Genomic DNA, 11977 nt, shown 5'->3' with positions numbered 1-11977 from the left:
GATTGAGGCGCATGGCGGGAATTCTTTTTATCATTTCGGCGCCGTCGGGTTCGGGGAAGTCGACGCTGGTGAGTCAGCTGCGGACGTTGGTGGAGGGGCTGGACTTTTCGATTTCGTATACGACGCGGGCGCCTCGGGGGTCGGAGACGGATGGGCGGGAGTATCACTTCACGACCCGGGAGGAGTTCGAGCGGATGATTGCGGCGGGAGACTTCCTGGAATGGGCAGAGGTCTTCGGCAACTACTACGGGACGGCGATGTCGGCGCTGGGGCATGCGAAGGATGCAGGGAAGGATCTGCTGCTCGACATCGATGTACAGGGTGCGGTGCAGGTGATGAAGAAGACGCCCGCTGCGGTGTCAATCTTCATCTTGCCGCCTAGCCCGCAGGTGCTGGAGATGCGGCTGCGAAACCGGAGCGAGGCCGAACATGTGACCTCTGAGAAGGTGATTCAGAGCCGGTTGGCGGAGGCTCGGACTGAGTTGAAGCAGATGTGGGACTACAAGTATGCGCTGGTGAATGATGTGCTTGACCAGGCTGTGGCAGAGCTGAGGGCGATTGTTTTGTGTGAGCGCGGCGAGCGCGATGGGGTGCAGGCGCTGGCTTCGAGTTGCAGGACCGATGCTGCTTCGCCTCGCTTACAGAAGGCATTGAGGACCTTTCACGGTTAGAGACGTGTTATCCACTACGAATTGTGTATGGGTTTTCATCGGGGTGAGTTATAACTTCTGCATCGGGGTGAAACGCATGACGATTGAGAATGCATTCCACAATAAGTACAGTCTGGTAAAAGGTGCGGCGCGTCGGGCGCGGCAGCTACAGTCTGGCGCCTCTCCTCTGATCGTGGCCAAGTCGATGAAGGCTTGTCGCGTGGCGCAGGATGAGATCAAACAGGGACACGTCAAATTTGTTCTGCCGGAGAAGGTCGTAGAACCTGTGCTCGACATTCCGGTGCACTAAATCTGACGGAGCAGACCGCGATACCATAGAGCCATGGCAGGAGAAGCAGAGCAGCTGCGGGCTTACGTGGACTATCTTCGCGACATGGGCGTCCATGACTTTTATCGTCGGGGCGAGCCGGTGTACGTCGAAGCTGTTGCGGTTCCTGTTCCTGCTGCGGTTGATGCTGTCTCCGTTGTCGAGGAGGTGGCTCAGGCGCGACCGCTGTTTGCGAAGACGACTTTGGTGGAGCAGCCAATTGTTCCTGTTGCCGTTCCGGTTCGACCTCAATTTCTGGAGCCTCCCATCGCGAAGCTTGTGAGTTTCGATGATCTAGTTCCCCTGCCTGCTGTGCGGGTGGATGCTGCGCATAAGGCTGACGCGCTGGTTGGAATCAAAACTGAGATTGGCGATTGCACTCGCTGCCCGCTGGCGTATGCGGGCAGGCGGACGATCGTGTTCGGCGATGGCGATGCCAATGCGCGGTTGATGTTTGTCGGCGAGGGGCCGGGGGCGGATGAGGACACCTCGGGGATCCCCTTTGTCGGCAAGGCTGGTCAACTGCTCAACAATATGATCCAGGCGATGGGCCTCAAGCGCGAGGAGGTTTACATCGCCAATATCGTGAAGTGCAGGCCGCCCGCTAACCGGGTTCCTGAGCCGGTGGAGGCGAATACCTGCGACCAGTTTCTGCTACAGCAGATCGATGTGGTGCAGCCCCAGGTGATCGTGGCGCTGGGGGCTACGGCGGCGATGTATCTGTTGGGAGTGAAGCAGTCCCTGAGCTCCTTGCGTGGCAAGTGGCATAGCTGCAGGGGAGCGAAGCTTGCGGTGACCTATCATCCGGCGTTTCTGCTGCGTGACCCGACGATGAAGGGCGAGGCGTGGAAGGATCTGCAGAGGGTGATGAAGGAGATGGGGTTGAAGTCTCCGACCAAGGCGTAGAGCTGTCAGTTTTCTTCCTCGATCTTGCTATATCTATCCCGGAACCCCCTCCTATTTCCGAGGCATAAGCCGCTTACGGTGGGGTGATGCGGACTGCGTTGGCGCGGCAGGAGCGGATGGGGCCGCAGGAGATTGGGTGCGCGGATTTGTCGAGGCAGACCTCGACGGCGGTGAGGTAGTTGTTGCCGCAGCTGATGGCGAGGCTGGCGGCAGGTATGGCCGGGTTCGCGGTCTGGAAGAGGTCGATGAGCTGAGCCGGGGTGAGCGAGATTTGATGGTCGAGCTGGGCGAGTGTGGGCGGGATGGTGACGGCCTGGAAGGCGGTGCGGGCGAGGGCGAAGAAGGCGTCGGGAGAGAGGCCGGAGCAGGTGCCGTGAGTGCGCCACTCGTGACGGAGGAGGCCGGCGTCGGGGTAGATGTCGCTATAGGCGGAGGGGACGCGCGGGCCGTAGTCCGTGGAGCAGTTCTGCGGATAGCCTCCGTTGGTGTTCTGAGGCCAGAGGCCGTGGAGGACGAAGGCGGGGCGCTGGGCGCACTCGGTTGCGTTGGGGTGCGAGTGGCAGAACTCGGGCGACCAGGAGAGATTGAGAAGGTAGTAGTCGAAGGGTTGCTGACTGGCGGCGGCTTGGTCTGAAGATTGGCTTGGGAGCGCGGTGGTGCCGGGGCGGGGTGCGGGCTCAGACGTGGGCTGCGGATGTGGCTCACAGGCGGCGAGGGGGAGAAGAAGGGCCAGTAGGACGGGAAGAGTGATCTTCTTCATGGTGGGAGAAGCATATCAAGATGGTGGAGTATCTAGTGCTGTGTCTGGAGAAGTTCGCAGCCTATTTCATCTGCTAAGCTGCCCACTTGCTTTACCTCAGTGGCGCAGAACCATGGCTACTACGTTTCCGTCGGAGTTGAAGGTTCCGCCTGTTGCTGTGTTTGCCTCGTGCAGCGGATCCTTGGGGGTGATGTAGGCGGCTGCATCCAGTGCTCCTGCGGCTGCGAAGCTTGCCTCGACAAAGTCCCGCTCCTTGTCCACCTCCGGGTCGATGTGATGGGTTACGCCGTTGTTTCTCTGGTCCTTCTCAAGACCGTTGTCGTGGGTCGACGAACCCACCCACACTGGAAGCCCGCCTGCGGTACGGCCCGTGTCCCACACACGCAGATGATGACGGACCATGGCGACGGTGATGGCGTCGCCGCGCGCATAGCTCATGTCCTGCGGGCGGCCGAAGAGAAAGAGCGTGCTCATCGGCACCTCGGTGTAGGCCTTCTTGGACAGAGTGGAGAGAAGGCCGTGCAGGACTGCCGCGTTGTTCGACTGGTCGACCTGCACCCAGCCTGCCGCGGTGAACGCCTTCTCCACGGCGTCCTTGGTTCCTACGATGCAGAAGTTCACCATGTCGCCGGGATTGCCTTGCTCGTCGCCTACGCGCTGCGGTACGCCGTCGAGCAGCGCCGGGGCGAGCAGCGCGGCGTCCTGCTGCATGGTCGCCTGGGAAGTTGGCTTGGCTGCTGTGATCTTCAGCGAGACCTGGTAGGTGCCCTGCGCGCCAACTTCCTTGGGCACGTTGGCGGCAAGGAACAGCTCGCCGTTGGCGGGTACGGTCTGCTCCAACTGGCCGCCGATGGCGAACGGGACCGCCGCATCGGAGCTGCCGATGCGCCCGATTAGAGCACCTGCGCTTGCACTGTCGAGGGGAAACTGCCGGAGCATATCCTTCCATCCTCGGGTAACTCCGGCAGGGGCCGAAGCGCGCGCATCCCACAGGGTGAGTTGCCCTGTGGCGCCATAGCTGACGGTCTCTCCTGCTGCGACGGCGAAGCCCGCATCGGTCCACTCTCCGCTTCCGGGAACGGCGACGCTGTAGCTAGCTTTGCGCGCCGAAGCCTGGGCCGAGGTTATCGCCGGGGGCAGGGCAATCGGCGTAACGGTTCCGGGCACGCTTGCTGCGGCCTTGGAAGCGGCATCCTGCCCGAACGCAACGATGCCACAGGCCAGCCACAGCGCGCACGATAGTTCAAAGGGAGAGCGCTTGATTTTCACGCCTCTATTTTAAGCACGGTCACGCTCGGTTGACATCACTCATTCGACGGGAAACATGCATTCGATCCGGAACTCCTGCGCGGTGATGTCCTGCGGCAGGCCGACGGTCGAGATCATCGAAAAATAAGAAAATCTCTCGTTCCCTCTGACGAAGGTGATCGGCAGGACCGGAGCTTGATCCCTGACGTCTTTGAGGGATCCGCTTAGTTCTCTCACTCCCGAATATTTTTTCAGGTCATCGAGGAGCTCCTTGGTTTTTTTGTCGGTGACGTGTCCAACCGCCTCGCGATAGACACGCTGTAAAAGCCCCGAGGCGACCACATTCCAGTCTTCGACGAACGGCCGCACTCCTTCGGGGTCGAAGAGGAGGTGGAGGAGGTTCCGCGGCTTCGGCCATTTGGATAGATCGACGAAGGAACCGAAGAAGCGCGGCGCGGCTTCGTTGGTCCTGAGGACGTTCCAATATCGATCCATCATGAGTGCGGGGTGAGGCTCGTTCTGCTTCAACATGCGATCGACGACATTGTTGACGACGGCCATCTCCGGAGTGTTCCATGCACTCTCGAGGTGGACGGGGGCGTATCCGGAGGCGAGCAGAAGGATGTTCTGTTCGCGAAGGGGAACGTCGAGCGTCCTGGCCAGACTCAGCAGCAACTCTCTGCTGGGAGTGCTGCGGCCTCTCTCCACAAAGCTGATGTGGCGTTGAGAGACTCCAGAGTCGAGGGAGAGATCGAACTGGCTCTTCCCACGCTGCTGCCGCCAGTAGCGAAGGAAGCTGCCTAGCTCGTGTTCGGTTTGCTGTGTCATTGTTTGAGATGTTAGGTGATGGGTTGAGCATGCACGAGGGTTAGAACTGGACGGGGCCTACCGATCCAACCCAGCTACGGACCTTGGTGGGATCGGCTTCGTCCATGTAGAAGAAGTGTGTCATGACGGGCTTCACGGTCGGCTTGGTGGAGTCGTCAGGCTTCATGGTTACGATGCCGCGGAAGATCTTCAGCGGGCCGCTGTCCCAGTATTCGGTGACGTCGTGATGCGCGGTGAAGCCTGTGTCGATGAAGGCGCGAAGGTTTTCGCGGATCTGCTCGCGTCCGTTCCACTCTGCGATACCGAGGCGGCAGGTTGCATCCTCGACGAAGCAGTCGAAGCCTTTGCCGAAGGTTTTGTCGTCAATCTCTTTCCAGAAATCGAGGAGCCACTGGGGCGGTGCGGTTTTTGTGATGGTCAGGGTGTTCATAGCATTCTCCGGGTTGATATTGATCTGCTGCTCTTTTACTTGCTTCTTCACTATCAATCGGCTCGAAGCCGCTCGCAATTACCTCTGAGGTAATCGAAGTTCTTCTGCTTCGGTAAGGGATCCACTTTGTGGGGAAGGAAGTTGCCTGATTTCAGGCGTTCGCGGGGATAAGAGAGTGTCGTGCGGGTGGAGAGGTTAAGCTGGAGAGATGCCGCAGTTTTGTGATGTTGCTTTGCCGGTGCCGTTGGACCAGGTGTTTACCTATTCGGTGAATGGGTCTATGTCTGGAAATGGGCCGGTGGTGGGGGCTCGGGTGCTGGTGCCGTTCAGTGGGCAGAGGCTGATGGGCGTGGTGGTTCGGGTGCATGAGGACGCCCCGGCGGAAGACTTCGAGATCAAGCCGGTGCAGCAGGTGTTGGATGAGGCCGCGCTGCTTCCAGCAGAGTTGATGAAGTTGGCGGCGTGGATTGCTTCGTACTATGTGGCTCCGCTGGGCGAGGTGCTGCGTGGGATGCTGCCGCTGGCGGCGGAGGTGAAGCGGCACTTCTCTTATCGCATCGCTGAGGCTGGGCGAAAGGTGCTGTATGAGGGGGCGATGAAAGGATCGTCGCGGCGATCGAAGCTGACGGTGGAGGAGCAGAATCGCGAGTACTCCGTGCTGAACTATCTGGAAGGGGGAGAGTCGGCGAAGATGTCAGCACTGCGGTCGGCGACTGGTGCAAATAAAGGGCTGCTGGAGGGGATGGTTCGGAAGAAGTGGCTGGTGCGCGAGGCGGGGGCGGAGGAGCGGGATGCGCGCCGGCTCGAGAAGGTGGCGGTGTTGGTGACGGAGGCTCGGCTGCCGAAGCTGAATGAAAATCAGACGGCGATACTGGCGGAACTTGCGGCGGTGGGCGGGCGGATGCGGGTGCGGGATCTGCGGATTAGTCTGACGCGCGCAGGAGTGCCGGAGTCTACGCTGGGGACGCTGGTGAAGCGCGGGCTGGTGGGCATTGAAGAGATTGCGGAGGAGTTTCATCTGGGCGGCGTGGGCGCGCAGGGAAAGAAGCATGCGCACGAACATGCCTTGAATGAAGCACAGATGGAGGCGCTGGGGACGATTGCGGCCGCGATGGAGAAGGGTGGGTTCAGGCCGCATCTGCTGTATGGAATTACGGGGAGCGGGAAGACCTCGGTTTATTTTGCTGCCATGCGCCGAGCTTTAGACGCGGGGAAGAGCGCGTTGCTGCTGGTGCCGGAGATTGGGTTGACGCCGGCGATGGCGGGGCAGATGGTAGCGGCGTTTGGCGGCGAGGTAGCGCTCTTACACTCTCAACTGACGCCGGATGAGCGGGCGGAGCAGTGGCACAGGATTCGGCGGGGCGAGGCGAGGATCGTGGTTGGGACACGGTCGGCGGTCTTTGCCCCGATGGTGGATCTGGGCCTGATCATCGTGGATGAGGAGCATGACTTGAGCTACAAGCAGGAGGAGACGCCGCGGTATCACGGGCGCGATGTGGCGGTGATGCGGGCGAAGTTCAACGAAGCGGTGGTAGTGCTGGGGTCGGCGACGCCATCGCTCGAAAGCTGGGCGAATGCGGAGAAGGGACGCTATGCGCTGGTGGAGATGCGCGCGCGGGTTGCGGACAGACCGCTGCCTCTGGTCGAGCTGGTAGATATGCGGGAGGAGTTTCGCGAGACGGGGCAGGAGCAGATCTTTTCGCGAAGGCTGATAGAGGAGACGCAAGCTACGCTCGATCGGGACTCGAAAGACGGAGGCGAGCAGGTGATTCTGCTACTGAATCGGCGGGGGTACTCGTCGACGGTGCTGTGCCGGAGCTGCGGGGAGAAGATTGAGTGCGAGAACTGTGCAGTGTCGATGACCTATCACAAACCGGTGAGTGGGAACGATGCGATTGCGCAGCCGGGGCAGAGGCTGGAGTGCCACTACTGCGGTTCGCGGCGGTCGGTGCCGTCAAAGTGCCCGAAGTGCGAGAGCGAGCATCTTTATTTTCTTGGAGTGGGTTCGCAGCAGGGGGAGGAGAGGTTGCAGGAGCTTTTTCCGACGGCGAGGATTGGGCGGATGGATCGCGATACCGTACGCGGGAGGAGTGACATGGAGCGGCTGTTGGCGAGGCTGCACGGGGGCGAGATCAATCTGCTGGTGGGGACGCAGATGATCGCCAAGGGGCATGACATTCATGGTGTGACGCTGGTCGGAGTAGTGGGGGCGGACTTTCAACTTGGGCTGCCGGACTTTCGTGCAGCGGAGCGGGTGTTTCAGCTGCTGACGCAGGTCTCGGGGAGGGCGGGGCGTGGGGATCTGATAGGCAAGGTGTTGGTGCAGACGTATCACCCCGATCACTATGCAATTCAGTTTGCAGCGAAGCATGACTATCCGGGGTTTGTGGCGAAGGAGATGCAGTATCGGAGGTGGATGCACTACCCGCCGTTTGCTGTGCTCGCGAATGTGGTGATTCAGAGCGAAAAGCTGGAGGAGGCTACGGGATGGGCCGGGACGCTGGGGCGATGGTTCCAGAAGGCCCGGCTGGATAAGGTGCGGGTGCTGGGGCCGGCGGCCGCTCCGATTGTGCGGCTGAAGCGGATCTATCGATACCACTTTGTCTTGAAGGCGGAGCGGCGGCAGGCGCTGGGAGAGACCTTGCGGGCGATGTTAGCCTATGCGGAGACGCAGGGGATTGCGCGCCGGAACCTGGTGGTCGACGTGGATGCGGTGCATCTGATGTGACGCATCGCTTCAGAAAAATTTTGGGGAGGTTATCGCAAACGAGCCCCGACTGCTGGTGCGCCGAGACTTAGATCGGATGCGTTAGTCGAGCAGATGAAGCTCTTTGCCAGGCTTGAAGCGGACTGCTTTGCCTGGGGCGATGGTGACCTCGGCGCCGGTCCTTGGGTTGCGACCGATTCCGGTTTTGCGCGGCTTGACGGTAAAGACACCAAATCCGCGGAGTTCAATGCGGTCTCCCGCGATGAGAGTCGCCTTCATGCTTTCGAAGATCGCATCGACAGCCGACTCTGCTTTTGTCCTTGGAAGGCCGGTTCTTTCTACCACCCTCTGTATGAGATCCTGCTTAATCATCTGGGCCGCCGTCCTTGGGCTGTATTTTTTAGAAAACTGGTGCTGACCTGGTAGTACGGTGATGGTAGAAACTCGGACTCCGATTGTCAACGATAGAACGCTACCGTAAGATGAAGAATCTAATGATGCAATGGGGCCTGGGAACTACCGCACCCAATTTACACCCTTCTGCGACAATTAGGGATATCTACCTTCTGCGAGAATGGAAGAAATTTCAAAAGCAGAGACCGAAGGGGCACCAGAGTGGCAATTAAAAGCGACCGTTGGATTCGCCAGCAGGCGAACGAACACGGAATGATCTCTCCATTCAGCGAAAAACAGGTTCGAGAGGGCGTTATTTCGTATGGACTTTCTTCGTATGGATACGATCTGCGGGTCTCCGACGAGTTCAAGATCTTTACCAACGTCAATAGCGCGATCATCGATCCGAAGGCGTTCGACGAACGCTCGTTTGTGACCGTACAGGCCGAGAGCGTGATCGTTCCGCCGAACTCGTTTGCGCTGGCGCGGTCGATCGAGTACTTCAAGATTCCACGCGATGTGCTGACGATCTGCGTCGGCAAATCGACCTATGCGCGCTGTGGAATCATCGTGAACGTGACGCCGTTTGAGCCGGAGTGGGAGGGCTATGTAACACTCGAGATCTCGAACACCACCCCGCTGCCCGCTCGGATATACGCGAACGAGGGCCTCTGCCAGATTTTGTTCTTCCAGTCCGATGAGGTGTGTGAGATCAGCTACGCGGATCGTAAAGGGAAGTATCAGAATCAGCAGGGAATCGTGCTGCCTAAGCTGTAGAACTGCGGATCACGATTTTTTCTGAAGCGCTGAAGTCGGCCTACTAAATGCACGATGCTGAGTAAAGGGGCTGCGCAGGCGATGAAGGATACCAAACACAAGAAGGCGAAGAAGGCCAAGGGATCGCTGCGCGTCGGCCTGGTGGCTGCCGACCCGCTGCGGATCCTGGGGTTGCAGACAATCTTTCCCGATGGCGGACCGGTGGAGGTGGTTCCCCTGTCGGTGCCAGGCGCGCTGGACGCCTCGGGGGTGTCGTTGATCCTGATCGATTCGGCATGTACGGATCACATCTTCGAGCTGCTGGCTACGTTTCGCAGGACGCGTCCGCGCTTTCGGCTGATCGTGCTCGGGCTGGAGGAGGATCACGATCACATCCAGCGCATCATCGGTGCCGGAGCCAAGGGCTATCTGGCCCATTCGGCGAAGGAGAGCGAGATCCGGATGGCGATCGATGTGGTGCAGGATGGGTCGGTATGGGCACCGCGGAAGGTGCTGGCGCGGTTGCTCGAGTCGACTTCAGCTGGAGCCGAGACGCCGGCTGGCCCGGCGAAGGCGCCGAAGTTCACCCAGAGAGAGCTGGAGGTCCTCCGCCTTCTGGCCGCGGGACACCCGAATCCGGCGATTGGAAGAGAGCTTGGCATCGATGTGGCTACGGTGAAGAAACACGTAGGGAATCTGATGCGGAAGGTTGGGGTCGATAACCGCATTGCCTTATCGGTTCAGGCCGTCAATCAGAAGATGTTTTTAGGGCGGTAACCCTGGCTTTTGTTGCAGAATATTGACGATTACGACGCAAGTTTTCCACACTCTGACCGGAAGTCTACTTCTGTCTTTAGTTGCTGGAGCTTTTTGCACCCAGATTTTGTTAACTACTAAGTTAACAAAATTCGCTCAAAGGTATACCCACCTTCGTACCGTTGTGAGCGAAGGTAATGTGGGGCAAAGTACTACTAAGCAACACAGACCTGGGAGAGGGGTTGTAGAGATAGCGTCGGAGTTCTACCGACATTATCTCTACAACCCCCATTTTTTTTGCGTGTGTGTAGCTCTCTCGGCGTATGCTGGTGCCGTCATGCTGACTTTTTGACGGGACAACTTGGACCGGTCTTTATCCATCTTATATATTGTTGGAAATAAGCAGTTTGTTGAGCCCCGTTGAAGATCAGAAAAATTCAGAACGAGAGTGAGAAGGAAAACGATGCTAAAAAAGATTTCAGTGGCTTTGTGTGGTTTGGCGATGATCGCCGGTTCTCTGTCTGCCCAGGCGGAGGGTGATAAGGCGAAGGTTGCGGAGCGTCTCAATGCCGCTAGCCAGGTGATTCGCGAGATTATGGCGACACCGGATAAGGCTATACCCGGCGGCATTCTTGCGGGTGCGCAGTGCGTGGTAGTGATCCCGAGCTACAAAAAGGGTGCCTTCGTTGTGGGCGCGCAGTATGGTCAGGGTGTTGCGACCTGTCGTACACCCAGCGGAAAGTGGAGTGCGCCGGTTTGCGTTCAGTTGGCTGGCGGAAGCTTTGGGTTCCAGATCGGTGGACAAGCAACTGACTTGGTATTGGTCGCGATGAACCAAGAGGGTCTGCAGGATATGCTGAAGAATAAGTTCAAACTTGGTGCGGATGCCGCTGCTGCTGCCGGCCCGGTTGGCCGCAACGCTCAGGCTGGAACGGACTGGAAGCTGAATGCGCAGTTCCTGAGCTACTCGCGTGCCAAAGGGCTCTTTGCGGGAATCAACCTGGATGGCACGGTGCTGTCGCAGAATCAGGACGACACTCGTGCGCTGTACGGAACGGACATTGGATTCGATCAGATCCTCGGCGGCAAGCAGGTCACGCCGGTTGAGGCTCGTCCGTTTGTGCGCACAGTGGCCAAGTACTTCGTGGTTGCCAAGAACCAGTAATGCATCTGTTGTTTGATTGTTCTTCGATTGCAGAGGGGCGGCTTATTCAGCCGCCCTTTCTGTTTTTCGAGCGGCGTGGGTTGGAATCGGTAGACTAGAGGCTTGAGCAAAGTTCCACAAAAAGAGGGAATTGACGCGCAGGTGAGCTTCCGTGAACGGGTGGAGTTTGCCGTGGTGTGGCTGGCGGTTCACGGAATGCGGTTGCTTCCGCGAGGACCGGCCAGGGCCGTTGGCGCGGGGATTGCGGCCATTGCCTATCACGTGTTGGGGCGACTGCGCGGAGTGGGTGTACGGAACCTGAAGCTTGCGTTTCCCGAGATGCCGGAGCCTGAACAGGAGAGGACTCTACGCTTGTTGTATCGGCGTCTTGGTTGGCTGCTGGCGGAGTTCTGCCTGATGCCGGGATACACGCAGGAGAGTGCCAGCTGGTTTATTCGCTACGAGGGATTGGAGAACTACCTGACGGCTCGTGAGCGCGGGAAGGGCGTGCTGGTTTTGACGGGCCACTTGGGGGCGTGGGAGCTGTCGAGTTTTTATCACTCGCTGATGGGCATGCCGATGGGGATGGTGATTCGGCGGCTGGATAACCCGCTTGTCGATGAGTTTGTAAATCGAGTTCGGTGCCTGCATGGAAATCGCGTCATTCACAAAGACGACTTTGCGCGAGGGTTGATTGCGTCGATGCGTGCGGGAGAGACGGTGGGGATTTTGATGGATACGAATATGACTCCGCCGCAGGGTGTGTTTGTGCCGTTCTTTGGCGTGCAGGCGTGTACGGCCTCGGGGATGGCGCGCATCGCCGGGAAGACGGGAGCCGCAGTGGTGCCGGGGTTTCTGCTGTGGGAGGAGAGCGAGCAGAAGTACGTGCTGCGCTTTGGCAAAGAACTTGAAGTGGCGCATATAGGCGATTCTGAAACTGATGCGGTTACAAATACAGCGGCCTTCACGGCAGCGATTGAGGCGATGATTCGGCAGTATCCTGATCAATGGCTGTGGATGCATCGGCGGTGGAAGACGCGGCCTCCGGGAGAAGAGGGGATCTACTGATGG

Annotated in this window: 13 protein-coding genes; 8 read left to right on the top strand and 5 right to left on the bottom strand. The window is 59.0% G+C overall.

Annotated features, from left to right (window positions below; all coding sequences use genetic code 11):
* The first annotated feature begins 11 nt into the window (after positions 1-11).
* The 3 genes from gmk (at position 12) to RBB75_RS02910 (ending at position 1884) form a co-directional block, all read left to right on the top strand.
* The gene (gene gmk, locus RBB75_RS02920) at positions 12-671 is read left to right on the top strand and encodes a guanylate kinase (protein WP_353069447.1); all 660 of its coding nucleotides are present in this window, start codon (positions 12-14) and stop codon (positions 669-671) included.
* 76 nt (positions 672-747) lie between these two features.
* Positions 748-960, top strand: coding sequence for a DNA-directed RNA polymerase subunit omega (rpoZ, locus tag RBB75_RS02915; protein WP_179639266.1), 213 nt, complete (start codon positions 748-750; stop codon positions 958-960).
* A gap of 33 nt (positions 961-993) precedes the next feature.
* Positions 994-1884, top strand: a complete 891-nt coding sequence (locus RBB75_RS02910; protein WP_353069446.1) for a uracil-DNA glycosylase — start codon at positions 994-996, stop codon at positions 1882-1884.
* 73 nt (positions 1885-1957) lie between these two features.
* Here the strand turns inward: RBB75_RS02910 and RBB75_RS02905 are convergent, their stop codons facing one another.
* From RBB75_RS02905 to RBB75_RS02890, 4 genes are all read right to left on the bottom strand, one after another.
* Positions 1958-2644, bottom strand: a complete 687-nt coding sequence (locus RBB75_RS02905; RefSeq protein WP_353069445.1) for a ribonuclease T2 — start codon at positions 2642-2644, stop codon at positions 1958-1960.
* Positions 2645-2740: 96 nt separating this feature from the next.
* The gene (locus RBB75_RS02900; protein ID WP_179639263.1) at positions 2741-3913 is read right to left on the bottom strand and encodes an LssY C-terminal domain-containing protein; all 1173 of its coding nucleotides are present in this window, start codon (positions 3911-3913) and stop codon (positions 2741-2743) included.
* 39 nt (positions 3914-3952) lie between these two features.
* Positions 3953-4720 (bottom strand): helix-turn-helix domain-containing protein, encoded by a 768-nt coding sequence (locus RBB75_RS02895; protein WP_179639262.1) that lies wholly within the window; start codon positions 4718-4720, stop codon positions 3953-3955.
* Positions 4721-4760: 40 nt separating this feature from the next.
* Entirely contained in the window at positions 4761-5201 is a 441-nt protein-coding gene (locus RBB75_RS02890) for a nuclear transport factor 2 family protein (RefSeq protein WP_353069444.1), read from the bottom strand.
* Between the two features lie 157 nt (positions 5202-5358).
* Between RBB75_RS02890 and priA the strand changes: the two genes are divergently transcribed.
* Entirely contained in the window at positions 5359-7878 is a 2520-nt protein-coding gene (gene priA / locus RBB75_RS02885) for a replication restart helicase PriA (RefSeq protein ID WP_353069443.1), read from the top strand.
* A gap of 81 nt (positions 7879-7959) precedes the next feature.
* Here the strand turns inward: priA and RBB75_RS02880 are convergent, their stop codons facing one another.
* A complete protein-coding gene (locus RBB75_RS02880) occupies positions 7960-8229 on the bottom strand; it encodes an HU family DNA-binding protein (protein ID WP_158943184.1) in 270 nt (89 codons plus the stop codon).
* Between the two features lie 243 nt (positions 8230-8472).
* On the opposite strand from RBB75_RS02880, the gene dcd reads away from it, so the two are divergent.
* The 4 genes from dcd (at position 8473) to RBB75_RS02860 (ending at position 11974) form a co-directional block, all read left to right on the top strand.
* The gene (gene dcd, locus RBB75_RS02875) at positions 8473-9027 is read left to right on the top strand and encodes a dCTP deaminase (protein ID WP_179639260.1); all 555 of its coding nucleotides are present in this window, start codon (positions 8473-8475) and stop codon (positions 9025-9027) included.
* Between the two features lie 54 nt (positions 9028-9081).
* Positions 9082-9783, top strand: coding sequence for a response regulator transcription factor (locus RBB75_RS02870; protein WP_179639259.1), 702 nt, complete (start codon positions 9082-9084; stop codon positions 9781-9783).
* Positions 9784-10225: 442 nt separating this feature from the next.
* Positions 10226-10927, top strand: coding sequence for a lipid-binding SYLF domain-containing protein (locus RBB75_RS02865; protein ID WP_179639258.1), 702 nt, complete (start codon positions 10226-10228; stop codon positions 10925-10927).
* 102 nt (positions 10928-11029) lie between these two features.
* Positions 11030-11974, top strand: a complete 945-nt coding sequence (locus tag RBB75_RS02860; protein ID WP_257031128.1) for a lysophospholipid acyltransferase family protein — start codon at positions 11030-11032, stop codon at positions 11972-11974.
* Positions 11975-11977 lie beyond the last annotated feature (3 nt).

The sequence above is a fragment of the Tunturibacter empetritectus genome (assembly GCF_040358985.1).
Taxonomy (GTDB): Bacteria; Acidobacteriota; Terriglobia; order Terriglobales; family Acidobacteriaceae; genus Edaphobacter; species Edaphobacter empetritectus.
The sequence above is the reverse complement of the archived record's forward strand: the minus strand, read 5'-3'. Positions and strand labels throughout refer to the sequence as shown.